The following is a 19,089-nucleotide window of genomic DNA, read 5'->3' as shown; positions in this document are numbered from 1 at the left end:
TTCACATTTTCTTCACAAATGATTCACGATAACTTTTCTTCTTTGATAACTTACATAAATATATTTTATGATATAATAACAATCGGCTTTAAAAATGTAAGTTGTATCCATCATAATAGTTACTATTATATTGGAAGTTTACAGGTGGAAGAGAAATAAAGAGTTATACTTTATAGAAATTTATATTTAATCAGGTTAATATTTTGCCCAAGAATCAAACTTTGGAAGTTAAAGGAATGAAAATAGAGCAATGAGGAAGAAAGAAGTGAAATGAGTGTGAAAGTAATGAGAAGATTAGGGACATGGTTATTACTTGCATGTGTGCTTATCATATTGATACCGAAAAGTGCATCTGCTCATGCGTACGTTGTGAAATCAAACCCTATGGAAAATGAAACGTTGAAGAGAGCACCATCTGTTGTAAAAATTGAATTCGATGAGGACATACAAGTTTCACGTTTTAATACATTGTACGTGAGAGATACATCAGGTAAAAGGGTCGATTTAAAAGATGCTCATATTGATAAAAAAAATAAAAAACTATTAGAAGCCGGATTAAAAGAAAACCTCAAAAATGGTCTCTACTCTATTCAGTGGAAAGCTATTTCAGCTGATGGACATCCAATTCAAGGGGTTATTCCATTCCGTATTGGATTAGCGGAGGCGGAAACAGACGATGTACAAGTGGAAGAGATGGGGTATGTTCCGCAAATTGATATGATCATGGAACGTGGAATTTTATATACAAGTTTCTCACTATTTATAGGAGTGCTATTCTTTAATCTTATTATGTATAAAGGGAATGCAACCTCGGTTCGATCAAGGAGTAAGAACATAATATGGATTTCCTTATTAGGGATATTTATTAGCTTGTTATTCAATCTACCACTGCAAGCGAAAATAAATGCTGATGTTTCGTGGCTAGAAGCATTCAACCCTTTACTATTAAAAGAAACATTACAGCTTTCTGTTTTTGGTTATGTATGGATTACTCAAATGGTTCTCATTAGTACGCTTATAATTGTTACGTATTTTGCGGTGAAGCATGAGAAGTATTCGTCGTTTAAAGTATGGAGTATTCCAATACTATTATTTATAGGGTTACTTGTTATGAAAGCCTTTAATAGTCACGCATATGGTTTAAAGTTTAAAGAGATTGCTGTCGTTATGGATTTTCTACATTTATTCGCAGCTTCATTATGGGTTGGTGGTTTATCATCTATTATTCTTCTTTTACGTAAAGAGGATAACAAGTGGCATATGTATTGGGATATGATTAAGCGTTTTTCACCGTGGGTAACAGGTGCTGTTATCGTGATTTTAATAACAGGCCTTTTTAACAGTACATTTTTTATTCCAACAATCCACTCGTTATTTGATACGAAGTATGGATTGGCTTTATTAACAAAGATACTTTTATTCATTTTCATGGGGATATTGGGAATTATTCATTATATGAAAGGGAGAATGCGAGCGCAGCAAGGATTAGGTGCTACGGTGAAAGTAGAGTTTATCATTGGAATTATCATTTTCGTAATCGTAGCTTTTATGACAAACGTACAAACACCACCGATGCCTCCTACTGGACCTTTTACAGAGAGTAAACAATTAGATAATGGATATGAAATGACGCTAAATGTAAGTCCTAATAGAGTAGGACAAAATATATTCCATATTACTTTAAAGGATGAGAACGGACAACCCGTTACTGATATGGAACAAATTATATTAACGACTCAATCGTTAGATATGAATATGGGAAAAGGATCATTTAAAGTTTCGGCAGTTTCACCGGGAGAATATGAAGCAGAAGGTATGTATATTAATATGACAGGAAACTGGAATATACATGTTCATGGATTAACAAAATCTCTTGATAGTTTCGATACAGATTTTAAATTTATTGTCGGTGGCAGATAAAAAGAAGCTATGTATGAAAAGGAGCTAATAGAAAATGAAACGTATAAAAAAATTAGGAACAACAATGATCGCAATAATTATTGCAATGGGAATGTTTTCGTTACCTGTTAGTGCGCACGTCACTGTAAAACCAGCAACTTCTGACGTTGGTTCTTGGGAGACATATACGATAAAAGTACCAGTTGAAAAAAATGTAGCAACAACAAAAGTTACACTGAAAATACCGTCTGGAGTAGAGTTCCAGCAGTATGAACCAGTGCCAGGATGGAAAGTTGAGGAGCAAAAAGATAATGCCGGAAACGTGAAAACTGTAGTATGGGAAGCAATAGGAGAAGGGATTTTACCCGGTCAGTTCCAGCGATTTACTTTCGTCGCTAAAAATCCGGATAAAGAACAAAAAATAGCTTGGGATGCATATCAACAATATAAAGACGGAGAAATTGTTGAATGGACAGGCGATGAGAAAGCTGAAAAACCGCATTCACTTACTACAATTGCAAAAGGTACGTCATTAATAGGAGAACATGGTGAAGTATCTAATGTAGAAAAGAATGAAGGTACTAGTAATATGCAATTGATAGCGATTGTTTTATCTATTTTGGCAATTGTATCTTCGGTAGGTGCGTGTGTTTTTGTAGTGCGTCGTAAAAAATAAGATATAAAAAAGAGTCTACAAATAGTAGGCTCTTTCTCATATTTATTTCACTTCAACCTGCTGCCTTACAGCAAGTGTTTTCGGCTTTATATTTACAAAACAAATGCTCACAACAATAAATAATAGGCCAATAAATAAGCTCATTGTAATGGCTTCATGTAAGAAGATTGAACTTACAATAATAGCGATAAGGGGAATAAGGAATGTATAAGCCCCTACTTTACTCGCTTCACCAGCTCCAACGAGTGTGAAGTATGCAAGCCACCCCATTGCAATAACAAAGAATGAAATAAAGAGTAGTACACTAACAAATGGCATACTCCAAGCAATACTAGACCAACTTTCAAATTCTGAGCCAAATCCGATTAAACAAAGACCACCAATAAGAAGCTGAATTGTTACCATCCAAATGGCATTCACACGGTGACCAGTTTTCTTAATAAATACTGTTCCAAGTGCCCAGCCAATCGCACATCCTAATGCAAGAAGAATGCCAATGACAGAAATATGTCCAGTTAAACTACTAGAGCTAATAACACCTACACCAATAAATCCGAGTACAAGCCCGAAAATTTTTAAGCCGTACATTGCTTCTTCAAGCCATATCCATGAGAAAATACCAAGTAAAACAGGTTGTAAAAATACGATAGCCGAAAATAGACCAGCAGGCATATATTGAAGACCAACAGTTTGTAACCCGTAAAATATAATGATGTTAAGTAAAGAAGAAATAACGTATAAATGCCACGTTTCTTTTAAATGTAATTCTTTATATTTGGGTAGAGCGAAAAGGAGTAAAATGAATCCTCCAATTAAAGTTCGAACGCCTGCAAATAAAACGGGTGGTGTATAATGCAGGGCAAACTTAGATAAAGGCCAATTGATTCCCCACATAAAAACGAGGAAGGTAAGGATTATGGCCGTCTTAGTTCGAGAAAGCTGTGTCACGGTAAGACCTCCTTGTTGTTATTCATTTCACTATGATATGATATCGAATGTAATAAATAAAATGAATCTTTTTTATAAGGAGTATAAGTGATTAGTTATGACTATTACACAACTACAAGTATTAATAAAAACTATTGAGTTAGGTAGTTTTACGAAGGCTGCCAGGGTGTTAAATATGACGCAGCCAGCTGTAAGTCATGCCATTTCAAGTATTGAGTCAGAGTTAGGAGTTACGATTCTTATACGTGATAAACGACAAGGATTACTCGTTACGGATGTAGGAAACAGAATTCTTGTACATATTAGAGAGATTTTGAACGGTGTAGAGAAGATTGAACAAGAAGTTGCGATGGAGAAAGGACACGAAGTGGGGACGATTCGAATTGGGAGTTTTCCGAGTGCTTCTGCACATTTCTTACCGAAAATGATAAACCATTTTAAGGAGAAGTATCCGAGCTTAGAGGTCGTTCTTTGCGAAGGAACAATTAAAGAAGTTGAAGATTGGTTAATATTGAGGGTTGTTGATATAGGAATTGTTATTTTGCCTAATAAAGAGATGGAGATTGTCCCGTTAACGAAGGGAAAAATGGTTGCTATCTTAAGAGAGGATCATCCTCTTTGTAAGAAGGACTCTATTACAATTCGTGATTTGGAGAATGAACCGATCATATTATGTAAGGGCGGATACGAACCACCCATCATTGATATGTTTAAACAAGCCAACGTACCACTTCGGGCTGAGTATGTAATTTCTACCGTTACTACAGCTTTAAATATGATTCAAGAAGGATTAGGCATTGCAATATTAGCTGAATTATCTTTAACGAATTTACCACATAATGTGCAAACGAGAGAATTGGAACCGCAAGTATGGAGAGAAATTGCTTTAGCAGTTCCTTCATTAAAGGATTCTTCAATCGCTGTACAGCTATTTATTGAAGAATTTCAAGCGCTATTTGCAGAATAAAAAGGGGTGTCTCATATATCATAATGGGGCACTTTTTAATTTGCTTATAAAAAATCTATGAAAAGGATTGACTTATTTTTTAGTTGTAACTATAATGATTACATCAAGGTGGTGATTACGATGAAAATTAGTAGCCGCTTTTCCATAGCTGTTCATATTTTATCTATTTTGAAAAACAATCCATCTTCACTTTGTACTTCAGACTATATGGCTGAAAGTGTAAATACGAATCCGGTAGTCATTCGTAAAATGATGTCGTACTTGAAACAAGCTGGCTTTGTTTACGTAAATCGTGGACCGGGTGGCGCGGGATTACTAAAGGATTTACATGAAATCACATTGTTAGATGTGTATCATGCAGTGAACGTAGTCGAAGAAGACAAGCTATTTCATATTCACGAGCAACCGAATCCAGATTGTCCAATTGGGGCGAATATTCAAGCGGTGTTAGAAATTATTTTAATTCAAGCACAATCCGCGATGGAAGAAGTTTTGAGAAATATTACGATGGGGCAGTTGTTTGAAACTTTGCAAGAAAAAATGAATGTTTAAATAATATTTATATTTTTTTATCATCAATGTAACTGGTTTGATTACAACGATAAGGTAAGGTGTAAAAGTTATGACTGTAAAAATGAAAGTATACTCAGATTTTATATGTCCGTTTTGTTTTTTAGCAAAAGGTCCATTAGATGAGGTAGCGAAAGAGAAAGATGTAGAGATTGAATGGATGCCATTTGAATTACGTCCAAGTCCATATTCAAAAATAGATCCATGGAATGAACCAGAAAAATTAGGTTCATGGGATGCTTTCATTCTTCCGACAGCAAAGAAGTTAGGAATTGATATGCGCTTGCCACGTGTTTCACCACATCCATATACACATTTAGCTTTCGAAGGATGTCAATTTGCAAAAGAACGTGGACTAGGTAATGAGTATCATCACCGCGTATTCACAGCATTTTTCCAAGAAGAGCAAAACATTGAAGATATTGATGTGTTAACAAAATTAGCGGTAGAAATAGGACTTCCTGAGGCGGAATTTAAAGATGCTTTAGTAACTCGTAAATATAAAGAAAAGCATCAAGAAGCAATTCAACACGCATATGATGAAGCGAATATTATGGCTGTTCCAACTGTCATGATTGGAGATGAAGTCATTCAAGGGCTTGCTAGTAAAGAAACACTAGAAAGGGTCATTGATAAAGAAATTGAAAAGGATAAAACAAATTCATTTGAAGGTATGCAATGTAATACCGATGGATATTGCTAATTCGCTTGTTATGAAATAACAAAAAAAATTATAAAACAAACATTTGGAGGAATTAAAATGTCAGCAACTACAACAAACTTAAAAGAAGCAATCGTGAACCGCCGTTCAATTCGTAAAGTAACAAAAAACGATGCAATTACGAAAGAAAGAATTGAAGAAGTGTTAAAAACAGCTTTACACGCACCAACATCTTTCAATATGCAAAGTGGTCGTATGGTTGTATTAATGGATGGAGAGCATGAAAAGTTTTGGGATATCGTTAAAGAAACACTAAGAGCACGCGTACCAGCAGAAAACTTTGAAGCGACTGTAGAAAGACTAAAAGGCTTCCATGCAGGTGTAGGAACAGTTCTATTCTTTGAAGATCAAGCAACTGTAGAAAAAATGCAAGAAAATGCCCCATTATACAAAGATCAGTTCCCATTCTGGTCTCATCAAGGAAATGCGATGTTACAACATACTGTGTGGATGCTATTATCTGCTGAAGGAATTGGGGCGTCATTACAACATTACAACCCAATCGTAGATGCTGAAGTGAAAGAAACTTGGAACATTCCGGCAGAGTGGAGCTTAGTAGGTCAAATGCCATTTGGTGAACCAAACGAACAACCAGCAGAAAGAACGTTCTTGCCTACTGAAGATGTAGTGAAATTTTATTAAGAAATACAATATGTAACGAGAAGGAAGCTGTGCTAAAAAACAGCTTCCTTTTTTGTAGTGGTGTTAATTTATGCGCATTTAGGGAAGAAATATAAGAAATAATACGGTGAGAAGGGAATTAGAAAAATGAATGATGAGAAAAAATATACAGTGGTAGGTACTGATGTTGAGGAAGTAAAGCGTTTAAATAAAAATTCAGGATTAACGTATAATCAAGTGAAAGAAATGTTAGCAAAGCAAATGCAAAAAAAGAAGTAATTAGATTGAAATCTTTCATTTTTTCATTTAGCATTTTGATTGGAGAGAGTTAAGTAAAAGGTAACTCTCTTTTTTGTATAGCTAAGCATCTTATAGAGTGGAGGAAGCAACATGAAGAAATGGGTAAAGGTAACGCTGTCTATCACTGGAGGCATTGTCTTATTAGCGTGTGCCGGCGGATATTACGTGTATAAAAATTATTTTCCAAAGGAACCTGAGCGTATTGTATATGATAAAGAAAGAGTGCTACAACCGATACATAATCAGCTTAAAGGAATCAATATAGAAAATGTAAAGATAAAAGAAAAAGAAGTCGTAAATGCGACTATAGATGAGCTTCAAAAAATGATTGATGATGGAAAGTTGTCATATGAAGAATTAACGAGTATTTATCTCTTTAGAATACAAGAACATGATCAAAATGGAATAACATTAAATTCTGTTACAGAGATAAATCCTAATGCGATGGAAGAAGCAAGAAAGTTAGATCAAGAGCGGGGGAGAAACAAAAAGTCGAATTTATATGGTATTCCTGTCGTTGTAAAAGATAATGTACAGACGGAAAAAGTGATGCCGACTAGTGCAGGAACTTATGTATTAAAAGATTGGATTGCAGATCAAGACGCAACAATTGTGAAGCAGTTGAAAGAAGAAGGAGCATTTGTTTTAGGAAAAGCGAATATGTCTGAGTGGGCGAACTATTTATCTTTTACAATGCCAAGCGGGTATAGCGGGAAGAAAGGACAAAATTTAAATCCGTACGGTCCGATTACATTCGATACTTCAGGATCAAGTTCAGGATCTGCTACAGTAGTTGCAGCAGATTTTGCGCCGCTTGCAATTGGAACAGAAACGACGGGATCGATTGTTGCACCAGCGGCGCAGCAATCAGTAGTTGGGTTACGTCCATCTTTAGGTATGGTAAGTAGAACAGGAATTATTCCATTAGCTGAAACTCTTGATACAGCAGGACCTATGGCAAGAACAGTAAAAGATGCAGCAACGCTATTTAATGCAATGATAGGTTATGATGAAAAAGATGTTATGACAGAAAAAATGAAAGATAAAGAAAGGATTGATTATACAAAGGATTTATCAATAGATGGATTAAAAGGGAAAAAGATAGGGCTTCTTTTTTCTGTAGACCAACAAGATGAAAATAGAAAAGCAGTAGCAGAAAAAATTAGAAAAGACCTTCAAGATGCAGGTGCGATATTAACTGATAATATCCAGTTAAGTGCTGAGGGTGTAGATAATTTGCAAACATTAGAATATGAGTTCAAGCATAATGTAAACGACTATCTTTCACAGCAAAATAATGTACCGGTAAAATCGTTAGAAGAGATTATAGCGTTTAATAAAAAGGATAGTAAAAGACGAATAAAATACGGACAAACATTAATTGAAGGGTCTGAAAAATCTGCTATAACGAAAGAAGAGTTTGAAAACGTAGTGCAAACGAGTCAAGAAAATGCAAGAAAAGAGCTAGATAGGTATTTAGTAGAAAAAGGTTTGGATGCTCTAGTTATGATTAATAACGATGAAGTCCTTCTATCAGCTGTAGCTGGTTATCCGGAATTAGCGGTTCCTGCTGGATATGATAAAAATGGAGAACCAATCGGTGTAGTGTTTGTAGGGAAACAGTTTGGTGAAAAAGAGCTTTTCAATATTGGATATGCGTATGAACAGCAGTCTAAAAATAGAAAATCACCTAGTTTATAAAAGATTATATGAAAAATAACTGGAATCCACCGAAATTATGTTGGTGGATTCCAGTTAAACGAATCTAACAATATGAAAAGAAAAAAAGGATTCTTCTCAATTAGTAAGAAAGATTGTCTATAGGAGTTCATAAAATGTAATATATTCAATTTCCATCCATTGAAGGGGGAGGTTAATTCTTAATGAATGAAGTAAAGAGTTTTTTTCGAAGTAGAGGGTTTCAACGGTTTCTCGTTTTAATAATAGTAGCGCTTGTATTATACGCATTAAAAAGTATGATTAATTTAATATTAATTACGTTTATACTGACGTTTTTAATGGATCGATTTCAACGTTTTATTTCAAGAAAATTGAAAGTAAACCGGAAAATTGTTATTGCATGTTTATATATAATACTAGTTTCCTTTATAGGCACAACATTATATAAATATTTACCTGTGCTGACGATACAAATTTCACAATTAATTTATCAATTTAAACTGTTTTTTCAAAATCCACCTGATAATGAAATCGTTAAATATGCACTTTCGACAATTAATGGGATGGAAGTATCAAAATATATAGAACAAGGTGTAGACGTCATATATCAATCAATAGCAAATATAGGGAAGGTAAGTTTACAAATATTATTATCTCTAATTTTAAGCTTATTTTTCTTATTAGAAAAAGAGCGTATTATTACATTTACATCTAAGTTTAAAGATAGTAAGTTAAAAATCTTTTATGAGGAAATTGCATATTTTGGTGAAAGATTTGCAAGATCGTTCGGCAAAGTAATTGAAGCTCAGTTTTTAATTGCCGTGGTAAATTGTATTCTTACTGTTATTGCATTAATCGTTTTAGGATTTCCACAGCTACTTGTATTAGCTGTTATGATTTTCTTACTAGGCTTGATTCCTGTTGCAGGTGTGATTATTTCTTTGTTTCCACTTTGTATCATTGCTTACAACGTAGGCGGAGTTATGTACGTAGTATACATACTCGTATTCATAACAGTAATCCATGCTCTTGAAAGTTATTTTTTAAATCCGAAGTTTATGTCTGCAAAAACAAATTTACCAATATTCTACACATTTATGATTCTTATCTTCTCAGAGCATTTCCTCGGAATATGGGGGCTTATTATCGGGATACCAATCTTTATCTTTTTATTAGATGTACTTGATATAAACAATGAGGATGCGACTAAAAAATAAGAAATGATAGAAAATCACTAAAAAGTCATAGGAGATAATGAAAATAAAAAGCAATCCAAAATAAATTGGATTGCTTTTTATCTTAATTAAAGAACCGGAGCCATTGTTTCTTTCAATACTTGAACAGAGTGATCGAATTTTAATTCTTCATCTTCACTTAATTCAACTTCTAAAATTTCACGAACACCGCCGCGATTTAAAACAGCAGGTACCCCGATATAAACATCTTTTTGACCGTATTGACCTTCTAAGTAAGCTGATACAGTTAATACACTATTTTCGTCGTTTAAAATTGCTTTTGTAACACGTAGAAGTGACATGCCGATACCATAATAAGTTGCGCCTTTACGCTCAATAATATGGTAAGCTGCATCACGGACGTTTATGAAAATTTTGTCTAAATCTTCTTGATTATACGTGTTGTCTTTTTCAAGCAGTGTTTGTAGTTTTTGGATACCAACGGAAACATGACTCCAAACAGGAAGTTCAGTATCGCCGTGCTCTCCGATAATATAAGCGTGAATGTTGTGTGGACCAATATCGAAGTACTCACCTAACATATAGCGGAAACGAGCAGAATCAAGCGTTGTACCAGAACCGATTACACGTTCTTTCGGTAAACCAGATTCTTTCCAAGTTACGTAAGTTAAAATATCTACAGGGTTTGTTGCGATTAAGAAGATGCCATCAAATCCGCTATCCATAATACTGCGAACGATTTGTTTGAAGATTTTAGCGTTTTTCTCAACTAAATCTAAACGTGTTTCGCCTGGCTTTTGTGGTAATCCAGCTGTAATAACTACAAGGTCAGCATCTTTACAATCTTCGTAGCTGCCTTTCCATACTCTAGTTGGAGCTGGTGCGAATGGAACAGCATGACTTAAATCCATTGCTTCCCCTTCAGCTTTTGCCTCATTTACATCGACTAAAACAAATTCTTCAGCTACGGCTTGGTTAATCATGCAGTAAGCATAACTACATCCAACTGCTCCTGTTCCTACTAATACAACACGGTTAATACCTTTTTTCATTTCAAAATTCCTCGCAATTTCATTGATTTTATTATGTAAGATAATACGTCTTACTTCTATAGAGTCATATCTAGTTTATTACATTTTATAAAAGATATTCAAGTATTTGAAAATGTATCCGTGCAAATCAGCGAACAAAACATAGGAATTCAGTGAACCGAATATAATTCAGTAAAATCCTTTGTAAAAGGGGAAATGGCATGGGGAATCCATTAGCAATGGAAGAAATGCTTCATATTATTCATGCAGGGCTTGTTAAAAAGAATAACCCAAAACGGATTACGATTGCAGGTGCAGGGATTTCTGGATTAGTTGCAGGTTCTTTATTAAAAGAGGCTGGGCACGAAGTAACGATTATAGAAGCAAATAACAGAATAGGTGGCAGAGTGTATACGATTCGGGAACCATTTAGTGTGGGTTTATATTTTAATGCGGGCCCGATGAGAATCCCTGACACCCATAAGTTAACCTTAGCGTATATTCATAAATTTAAACTACCTTTAAACCTTTTTATAAATAAAACTTTTGCAGATATCATTTATACGAATAACATTCAAACGAGATTGAATGTGTTTGAAAATGATCCAAGTGTACTTGAATATCCGGTTTTGGATAAAGAAAGAGGAAAAACGGCAGAAGAGCTAATGATTGAAGTATTAGAACCAATACTAAATTACATTAAGAAGGATCCTGATAAAAACTGGCTTATCGTTGAAAAAAAGTATAAAACGTATTCGCTTGGTTCATTTTTAATGGAGTATTATTCAGATGGTGCGATAGATATGATTGGGGTACTTCTTGATATGGAAGCTTATATGGGAATGTCCTTAATTGAAGTATTACGTGAAATGATTTTCTTTACTTCAACAACGAAATATTATGAAATAACTGGTGGAATGGATAAGTTATCGAATGCATTCTTACCACAATTAAGGGAACATATTTTAATGCCGTATAAGGTTGATAAAATTATACAAGAAGATAATAAAGTAATGTTACAAGGAAATCATGAACAAACGTTAGAGCAATTTACAATAACAAGTGATTTTGCTATTATTACAATTCCATTTTCAGCGTTAAGATTTGTAGAAGTTCAGCCATACTATTTATTCTCTTATTTTAAAAAAAGAGCAATTCGTGAATTAAATTATATTGCTGCAACTAAAATTGCAATAGAGTTTAAAAGTAGATTTTGGGAGAAAGCGGGACAGTGTGGCGGTAAATCTATTACTGATTTACCGATACGGTTTACATACTATCCGAGTTATGGCATTCATACTCCAGGACCAGCTATCGTTATAGCAAGTTATACGTGGGCAGATGAGGCGTTAACATGGGATAGTCTCCCGCAAAGAGATCGTATTCGTTACGCATTAAAAAATTTAGCGGAAATATACGGTGACATCGTCTATAGTGAGTTTGTCACTGGAACATCTTTTAGCTGGAGTAAAAATCCGTATTCTTGCGGTGCATTTACAGCTTTCGAACCAGGCCAAGAGCTCGAGTTATTTCCGTATATTACACCACCATCTGGAAAAGTACATTTTGCAGGAGAGCATACGACATTAACACATGGATGGATGCAAGGGGCAATTGAGTCTGGAGTTAGAGTTGCATATGAAGTAAATGAACAGTGAATCTCTTATATTTACAAATGGTCATTCTTTTAATAAAATGATAAATATAAATCGTAATTATTACGCTTTGAATACATTTGAAGTAAAGAAATGGATGGTCGGTTGAATGAATAAAGTGGAGATTCATATATTAGGTGGTTTTTTAGGTAGTGGAAAATCAACATTATTACAAAATTTATTGTTAGCAGAGAAAAAGAAGAATAGAAAAGTTGCAGTATTAATGAATGAAATTGGTGAATACTCAGTAGATACAGATATTATTGGAAAAGAGAATGTTTTAAGAGAACTTCTTAAAGGATGTATTTGTTGTACGTTAAAAGAAGAGCTTGAAATACAATTACATTCGTTATACCAACAAGAAAGACCAGATGTAATTTATATAGAAACGACAGGTGTTGCGCATCCAATTGAAGTGTTAGACGCGTGTGTCTCGCCAATTTTAGCTCCTTTTCTGGAAGTGAAATCAATTGTAGTCGTTTTAGATGCAGTAAGGTGGTTAAATCGAAGTATATTAAGTGCAAATGTACAACAGCTATTGCATGAGCAACTGAAATTTGGTAGTCACATTCTTGTTAATAAAGCAGATTTACTAACAGATGAAGATAAGAATACAGTATTTGAAGAAGTAAAGGCAATAAATGATCATGCGAAAATGTATGAGACAAAGTATTGTAATATATCTTTAAAAGATATAGAAGAAGCAGAATTTCCAAATGATGAGGAACACGAGACACTACATGTCAAACAGCATTTACATATACAAACAATGACATATCAATTTACGAAACCGATTGATCAAGACAAATTATATGAATGGCTTTCGAATTTACCAGATAGTATTTATCGAGTGAAAGGTTTTGTGAAATTCCATGGAGATAAATACCCTCACCTATTCCAATATTCGTTCGGAGTACCAACTTTATTAGAACAAGACTTCGGTTTCCCGACAAACTTAGTAGTAATAGGAGAAGGACTAGATAAGAAACAATTGGCTGAAGGGTTAGAGAAAGTAGAACTTAACTCTAATTAAAGGGAAAAGACTAACTTAAAAATAAGTTAGTCTTTTTGTATGGTCATTACTGAAATGAAACAGTATTTTCAATTGGATTGCAGAATATATATTGATTGTATGTTCGTTTCCATTACATAGGAAGGTGATTATATATTTGTGCCGAATGTAGAGGGTACTACAAGAGTTTTCCATTATCTATCGAATTAGTTAGTCATGATTACGGACAGGGGATTTTGGCGTGTTTGATTCTATCAGAAAGTAAAGTATGGGGAGGATCACAATGTCGATGAAAAAACGTAAGTGGCTAAAAACAATGTTTACTGGTTGTGTTTTAGGTTCGTTATTAATAACGGCAGCTTGTTCAGGAAAGAAAACAAGTACAGAGGATGAAAAAACGATTAAGGTAGGAGTCCTTGCTTCTTTAACAGGACCGCTAGAATCGTATGGAAAACAAACAGTGAACGGATTTGAATTAGGGTTAGATTATGCAACTGGTGGAACTGGGAAAGTAGATGGGAAAAAGATTAAGTTTGTTGTAGAAGATACAGAAACGAAAGCGGATGTAGCAGTTAAAAAAGCTACGAAGTTATTAGAAGAAGAGAAAGTTGATTTTTTAGTTGGATCGTCTAGTTCAAGTGATACGTTAGCGGTTTTACCACTGGCTGAAGAATATGAAAAGATTATGGTTGTAGAACCGGCAGTTGCGGATAGTATTACCGGGAAGAACTGGAATAAATATATTTTTAGAACTGGAAGAAGTTCCTCACAAGATGCGATTGCAGGAGCAGCAGCAATTGCGAAAAAAGATGTAAAGATTGCAACATTTGCCCCAGATAACGCTTTTGGTCGTGAAGGGATTGCTGCATTTAAAGCGGGTGCGAAAAAATTAGGTGCGAACATTGTGAATGAGCAATACGCGGATACAAATTCAACAGATTTTACAGCGAATATTCAAAATATCATTAGTTCAAAACCAGATTATTTATTTATCGTTTGGGCAGGGGCAAATTCACCTTGGAAACAGTTGAAAGATATGAATGTGGAAGCGCAAGGTATTAAAATTTCTACAGGTGCGCCAGATATACCAGCATTAAAAACAATGGATGCATTAGTAGGTATGCAAGGTTTTTCTGTATATTATCACACACTTCCAAAAAATAAAGTGAATGATTGGCTAGTTGAAGAGCATAAAAAACGTTTTAATGGTGCAGTGCCAGATTTGTTTACAGCGGGAGGAATGTCAGCAGCAATTTCTATTGTAGAAGCCTTAAAGAAAACAAAAGGTGATACAGATGTAGATACCCTGATTAAGAAAATGGAAGGAATGGAATTTGATACACCGAAAGGAAAGATGAAGTTTAGAGAGAAGGACCACCAAGCGATGCAGACACTGTATTCTATCACATTGAAAAAGCAAGACGGTGTTGATTATCCGGTGCCAGTGTTAGAGCGAGAATTAAAGATGAAAGAAACAGAACCACCAGTTCAAAATAAATAGACTGAATTTTCTGTTGTTTTTGTATAAAGAGGGGGGACCCTCTTTATACATATTTCTTTCATACTCACGGCTTTAAAGGGAGGGATTTCGTGACACATTTGCTAGAGACGAAAAATCTTAGTGTATCTTTTGGTGAACATCAAGTTATTAAAGATGTAAATTTAACTGTCCAAAAAGGAAAGCTCATTTCTATTATTGGGCCAAATGGTGCGGGGAAGACAACGTTATTTAATTTACTAAGTGGCCAGATTTCACCCACAACAGGTGAAGTGTATTTTAAAGGGCAAGATATTACAAAACTATCGATTTCAGATCGAACACGCTTAGGAATCGGTCGCTCTTTTCAGCTTACAAACATATTCCTAGAATTAACGGTACTTGAAAATGTCCGTTTAAGTGTTCAATCATTCGTACAAGATTACTATAGTTTTTTCCCGAGTTCAGCAAAATTAAAGCAACAAGTTGGAGAGGCGAGACGTTTCTTAAAAACAGTATTACTTCATGAGAAAGAGAACGTATTAGCGAAAGATTTGGCACATGGAGAGAAAAGGAAGCTAGAACTTGCGATGTTATTAGCTTTAAAAACGGATGTGTTATTACTTGATGAGCCGACGGCAGGTATTTCGGTTGAGGAAGTCCCTGCTATATTACAAGTGATTGAAAATATTAAGAAACATCCAGAGAGCACAATTGTACTTATCGAACACAAAATGGATATGATACTAGGTTTGTCAGATCATCTTATCGTTTTATTTCATGGAGAGTTATTGGCTGAAGGATTGCCAGAAGAAATTATGAAAGATGAGCGTGTACAAAGTGCTTATTTAGGGGGATTATATAGTGGCACTATTACAAGTGAATAATATAGAAACGTATTTAGATCAGTTTCATATTTTACAAGGAGTATCTCTTGCTGTTGAGAAAGGGACGATTACTGTACTGTTTGGTAGAAATGGGGCAGGGAAAACAACGACATTACGTTCAGTGATGGGGTTTCACCGCATTGCAGATGGTGAAATTTATTATGATAGTGCAAAAGTGAGTGGATTACCTACACATTTAATTTCAAGGAAAGGAATAGGGTATGTACCAGAAAATCAAGGTATTTTTCATGATTTGACAGTAGAAGAAACTTTCGCTCTTGCTAGGGGAAAAGGTGAGGAAGTAGAAGGGAAAATAGAGTGGATGCTGGAACTATTTCCGGATTTAAAGCAGTTTTGGAATAAGAAAAGTGGGCTCTTGAGCGGAGGGCAAAAGCAAATGTTGGCTATTTCAAGAGCGTTTATTAATAGTGATGGATTATTACTTATTGATGAACCGAGCAAAGGGCTATCCCCGATAATGGTGGAGAAATTAATGGTAGCTATTTTGAAGATGAAAGAGAAAACAACAGTTTTACTTGTTGAGCAAAATTTTATGATGGCCAGTCAAATTGGCGATTATTTTTACATTATGGATAACGGACGAATTGTTCATAACGGTTTTATGAATGAATTAAAAAAGGATAAGGAAATGTGTCATAAATATTTAGGAATCTCTTAACATGAATCCGAGGTGAAAAGGATGGATGTGTTAATCAATTTATTTGTAAATGGGATTTCAACAGGGATGCTCATTTTTTTGTTAGCATCAGGTCTTTCACTTATTTTCGGTCTAATGAGCGTTTTAAACTTTGCACACGGTGGTTTATTTGCATGGGGAGCATTTACAGGTGTTTGGTTATTTAATATGACAGGAAGTTATATATTAGCTTTAGTTGGAGCAGTAGCCATGGGAATGTTCCTAGGATTTATTTTAGAAAGGTTTCTTATTAGACCGGTATATGGAAATCATGTTCGACAGCTGCTCGTTACACTTGGAGGAATGCTCGTTCTTAGTGAGTGTATTAAAATATTTTGGGGGCCAAACCCTATTAGTGCAAAATTACCGTTATGGTTACAAGGAAGTTTTACATTCGGAGGTATTATATTAATTAAATATCGTCTATTTGTTATTTTAATTGGGATAATTATTTACATTGCACTACTACTATTACTCAAAAAGACGAAGATAGGTCTTATGATCCGTGCAGGTGTAATGGATAAAGAAATGGTTCAAGCGCTTGGTATTAATGTAAAAGCGATATTTTCTTTCGTCTTTTTATTAGGGGCAGGGATGGCAGCTTTGGGAGGATTCTTATTAGCACCGTATTCGGGCGTTATTTTCGCCGAGATGGGCATGCAGTATGCAATTTTAGCTTTTATAGTAGTAATTATCGGTGGATTAGGAAGCGTTCAAGGTTCAGCTATTGCTTCTTTAATTGTCGGATTAGCTGGTGCTTTTACAGCGTATTTTATACCAGATTTATCACTTGCAATTAATATGTTAATGTTACTATTTTTCTTAATAGTGAAGCCAACTGGACTTGTTGGTGAAAAGGGGTGAAATGGTGAACAACACATCGGACCGAATTAAAGTATACTTCGGAGTATGTATGCTCATTTGTTTAAGTGTATTTCCGTTCGTAAATGATTCACGGAGCCTGTTAATTTTGTTCACTCAAATCTTCATCTTTGCTATTTTTGCAATGAGTTTTGATGTATTGCTGGGGTATACAGGAATTGTATCGTTCGGTCATTGTATGTTCTTTGGGATAGGAGCATATGGGGTAGCGCTTTTATTTGATCGACAAGGCGTATCAATAACGAACTTTTTAATTGGAATAGTAGCTGCAATTATCGTTTCAGCAATCGTTAGTTATATAATTGGTTTGCTTTCTTTACGATTGAAAAGTCATTTTTATGCAATGTTAACACTTGCTATTTCACAGTTATTTTTCGTACTTGCTGAAAAATGGCGTGGGCTTACTCACGGAGGAGATGGTTTTACATTTGGGGTACCAGACGTATTCCGTGATCGTTTTACGTTTTATTATGTAACACTTATATGTTTACTTATCATTTTTGTTCTGTTACGTCTTTTCACCAAATCTTCTATTGGAAAAGTATTAAAGGCAATTTCCCAAAATGAGCAACGTGTTGAAGCACTAGGATATAAAGTGCTTCATTATAAAATTATTGCTAGCATTGTTGCAGGAGTAGTAGCTGCGATTAGCGGTGGTTTATTTGTTATCACATTGCGTTTTGTTAATACGACTGTATTTTCAATTGAAATGACATTAAATGCATTATTGATGACGATGATTGGTGGGGTTGGAACGTTAATTGGAGCAATTGCAGGAGCTGGAATTATTGAATCTCTAAAATATTATTTATCAGAACTAGCTACAGAGTATCCGATCTTTGAACGATGGACAATTATTCTTGGTTTATTGTACATTATCGTATTGCTAGTTTTCCCGAAAGGATTAGTTGGCACGGTTAAGGGACTGAAGAATATGAAACGGAATAAGAAGGAGAAAAGTGCAGAAGTGGAGCAAAATGTGTGAAAAATCAATTGTATAGAATATGAAAATCCCTCTTTTAGATTCATAAAGGAGGGATTTTTTATTAACCAAATAGTTCATCAGGGATTTGTTTGAAAGAGTTTTGATTTGTAAAAAAATGAACAGCTAATTTCTCAACTGGAACATCTTCAATTGGTACCAATTTATCATTTTTAATCGGCAAAAAGGCTATCCCTTTTCCGTCCTGAATAAACTCTTCCATAAGCGAATAAGAATCTAATTGTTGAAGTTGACGCTGAGATAAATTATTTTCTTTTAGAAATTGTATCGTCTTATTTCTAAAAGGGCACTTTTTGTCATTGCTAACGAAGAAAATTTCTTTTGAATAATCAATGGTACATTTTTCTTTCGCTTTTAATAAGCCTACAGAAATTGAGGTCGTGAACACTTTTTTAAACGATGCGTCAGGATAATCCTCATAAGTTATGACCATATCAACTTTTTGTTGCTGCAGTAATTTTTGCAAATGACTACTACTTTCTACATATATTTGATAATTTCTAAAGTTTTCTTCAATACGCTTACTTAAATAATTTGTCAAAATAGATTGTGACGTCGCTATTATATAAGAAGAACCACTCGTTTTAATTTCATCTTTTACTTCTTCTAATAGAGTTAATATTTTATTCGTGTAATCTAATAAAATGTCACCAGCAGGTAATAAGGAAACGCCTTTGTTATCTCTATGTAGTAAAGGTGTTTCTAACTCTTGTTCTAATTTTTTAATTCGCTCAGTTACGTTCGGTTGAACATATCCTAACTCTTTAGCAGCTTTACTAATAGAACCCTCACTGGCTACAGTTTTGAATATAATAAGATCATTTATTTCCAAGTATCTCAGCCCCTTATGCACTATCATTATAAATG

20 protein-coding genes are annotated in these 19,089 nt (G+C 34.6%); 17 read left to right on the top strand and 3 right to left on the bottom strand.

The window, feature by feature from the left end:
• Positions 1-270: 270 nt before the first annotated feature.
• Entirely contained in the window at positions 271-1,920 is a 1,650-nt protein-coding gene (locus M1D66_RS17655; protein WP_242554661.1) for a copper resistance CopC/CopD family protein, read from the top strand.
• A gap of 34 nt (positions 1,921-1,954) precedes the next feature.
• Positions 1,955-2,575, top strand: coding sequence for a YcnI family copper-binding membrane protein (locus M1D66_RS17650; RefSeq protein ID WP_212125869.1), 621 nt, complete (start codon positions 1,955-1,957; stop codon positions 2,573-2,575).
• Between the two features lie 42 nt (positions 2,576-2,617).
• Here M1D66_RS17650 and M1D66_RS17645 read toward each other — a convergent pair whose 3' ends face one another.
• Complete coding sequence (locus M1D66_RS17645) at positions 2,618-3,523, bottom strand: DMT family transporter (protein WP_000192791.1); 906 nt, start codon at positions 3,521-3,523, stop codon at positions 2,618-2,620.
• 97 nt (positions 3,524-3,620) lie between these two features.
• On the opposite strand from M1D66_RS17645, the gene M1D66_RS17640 reads away from it, so the two are divergent.
• The 7 genes from M1D66_RS17640 to M1D66_RS17610 all read left to right on the top strand — a co-directional run bounded on the left by M1D66_RS17640 (position 3,621) and on the right by M1D66_RS17610 (position 9,599).
• The gene (locus M1D66_RS17640; RefSeq protein WP_086385880.1) at positions 3,621-4,490 is read left to right on the top strand and encodes a LysR family transcriptional regulator; all 870 of its coding nucleotides are present in this window, start codon (positions 3,621-3,623) and stop codon (positions 4,488-4,490) included.
• 120 nt (positions 4,491-4,610) lie between these two features.
• Positions 4,611-5,042: an Rrf2 family transcriptional regulator gene (locus M1D66_RS17635; protein WP_042515328.1), complete on the top strand. Its 432-nt coding sequence runs from the start codon at positions 4,611-4,613 to the stop codon at positions 5,040-5,042.
• Positions 5,043-5,112: 70 nt separating this feature from the next.
• Positions 5,113-5,763 (top strand): DsbA family oxidoreductase, encoded by a 651-nt coding sequence (locus M1D66_RS17630; RefSeq protein ID WP_006922059.1) that lies wholly within the window; start codon positions 5,113-5,115, stop codon positions 5,761-5,763.
• 57 nt (positions 5,764-5,820) lie between these two features.
• Positions 5,821-6,423: a nitroreductase family protein gene (locus M1D66_RS17625; RefSeq protein WP_001277021.1), complete on the top strand. Its 603-nt coding sequence runs from the start codon at positions 5,821-5,823 to the stop codon at positions 6,421-6,423.
• Between the two features lie 126 nt (positions 6,424-6,549).
• The gene (locus M1D66_RS17620) at positions 6,550-6,681 is read left to right on the top strand and encodes a hypothetical protein (RefSeq protein WP_000997344.1); all 132 of its coding nucleotides are present in this window, start codon (positions 6,550-6,552) and stop codon (positions 6,679-6,681) included.
• Positions 6,682-6,792: 111 nt separating this feature from the next.
• Positions 6,793-8,403: an amidase family protein gene (locus tag M1D66_RS17615; protein ID WP_086385882.1), complete on the top strand. Its 1,611-nt coding sequence runs from the start codon at positions 6,793-6,795 to the stop codon at positions 8,401-8,403.
• A gap of 182 nt (positions 8,404-8,585) precedes the next feature.
• On the top strand, positions 8,586-9,599 hold the full coding sequence (locus tag M1D66_RS17610; RefSeq protein WP_001006597.1) for an AI-2E family transporter: 1,014 nt from the start codon (positions 8,586-8,588) through the stop codon (positions 9,597-9,599).
• 86 nt (positions 9,600-9,685) lie between these two features.
• Here M1D66_RS17610 and M1D66_RS17605 read toward each other — a convergent pair whose 3' ends face one another.
• Entirely contained in the window at positions 9,686-10,630 is a 945-nt protein-coding gene (locus M1D66_RS17605; protein WP_000715321.1) for an L-lactate dehydrogenase, read from the bottom strand.
• Between the two features lie 200 nt (positions 10,631-10,830).
• Between M1D66_RS17605 and M1D66_RS17600 the strand changes: the two genes are divergently transcribed.
• From M1D66_RS17600 to M1D66_RS17565, 8 genes are all read left to right on the top strand, one after another.
• Entirely contained in the window at positions 10,831-12,267 is a 1,437-nt protein-coding gene (locus tag M1D66_RS17600; RefSeq protein ID WP_000528002.1) for a flavin monoamine oxidase family protein, read from the top strand.
• Entirely contained in the window at positions 12,257-12,373 is a 117-nt protein-coding gene (locus M1D66_RS17595; RefSeq protein ID WP_001987043.1) for a hypothetical protein, read from the top strand. The genes M1D66_RS17600 and M1D66_RS17595 overlap by 11 nt, the downstream gene beginning before the upstream one ends.
• Entirely contained in the window at positions 12,374-13,297 is a 924-nt protein-coding gene (locus tag M1D66_RS17590; protein ID WP_001044939.1) for a CobW family GTP-binding protein, read from the top strand.
• 262 nt (positions 13,298-13,559) lie between these two features.
• Positions 13,560-14,777, top strand: coding sequence for a substrate-binding domain-containing protein (locus tag M1D66_RS17585; protein ID WP_144596468.1), 1,218 nt, complete (start codon positions 13,560-13,562; stop codon positions 14,775-14,777).
• 89 nt (positions 14,778-14,866) lie between these two features.
• Positions 14,867-15,640: an ABC transporter ATP-binding protein gene (locus tag M1D66_RS17580; RefSeq protein ID WP_144596467.1), complete on the top strand. Its 774-nt coding sequence runs from the start codon at positions 14,867-14,869 to the stop codon at positions 15,638-15,640.
• Positions 15,618-16,319 carry an ABC transporter ATP-binding protein gene (locus M1D66_RS17575; protein ID WP_001196696.1) on the top strand — a complete coding sequence of 234 codons (702 nt, stop codon included), beginning with the start codon at positions 15,618-15,620 and terminating at the stop codon, positions 16,317-16,319. Before M1D66_RS17580 ends, M1D66_RS17575 begins: the two co-directional genes overlap by 23 nt.
• 21 nt (positions 16,320-16,340) lie before the next feature.
• Positions 16,341-17,201, top strand: a complete 861-nt coding sequence (locus M1D66_RS17570) for a branched-chain amino acid ABC transporter permease (protein WP_000382787.1) — start codon at positions 16,341-16,343, stop codon at positions 17,199-17,201.
• A gap of 49 nt (positions 17,202-17,250) precedes the next feature.
• The gene (locus tag M1D66_RS17565) at positions 17,251-18,204 is read left to right on the top strand and encodes a branched-chain amino acid ABC transporter permease (protein ID WP_002040965.1); all 954 of its coding nucleotides are present in this window, start codon (positions 17,251-17,253) and stop codon (positions 18,202-18,204) included.
• 61 nt (positions 18,205-18,265) lie between these two features.
• Here the strand turns inward: M1D66_RS17565 and M1D66_RS17560 are convergent, their stop codons facing one another.
• Entirely contained in the window at positions 18,266-19,054 is a 789-nt protein-coding gene (locus M1D66_RS17560; RefSeq protein ID WP_000404991.1) for a LysR family transcriptional regulator, read from the bottom strand.
• Between the last annotated feature and the right edge of the window lie 35 nt (positions 19,055-19,089).

The organism is Bacillus sp. PK6-16, assembly GCF_056530295.1.
The sequence above is the reverse complement of the archived record's forward strand: the minus strand, read 5'-3'. Positions and strand labels throughout refer to the sequence as shown.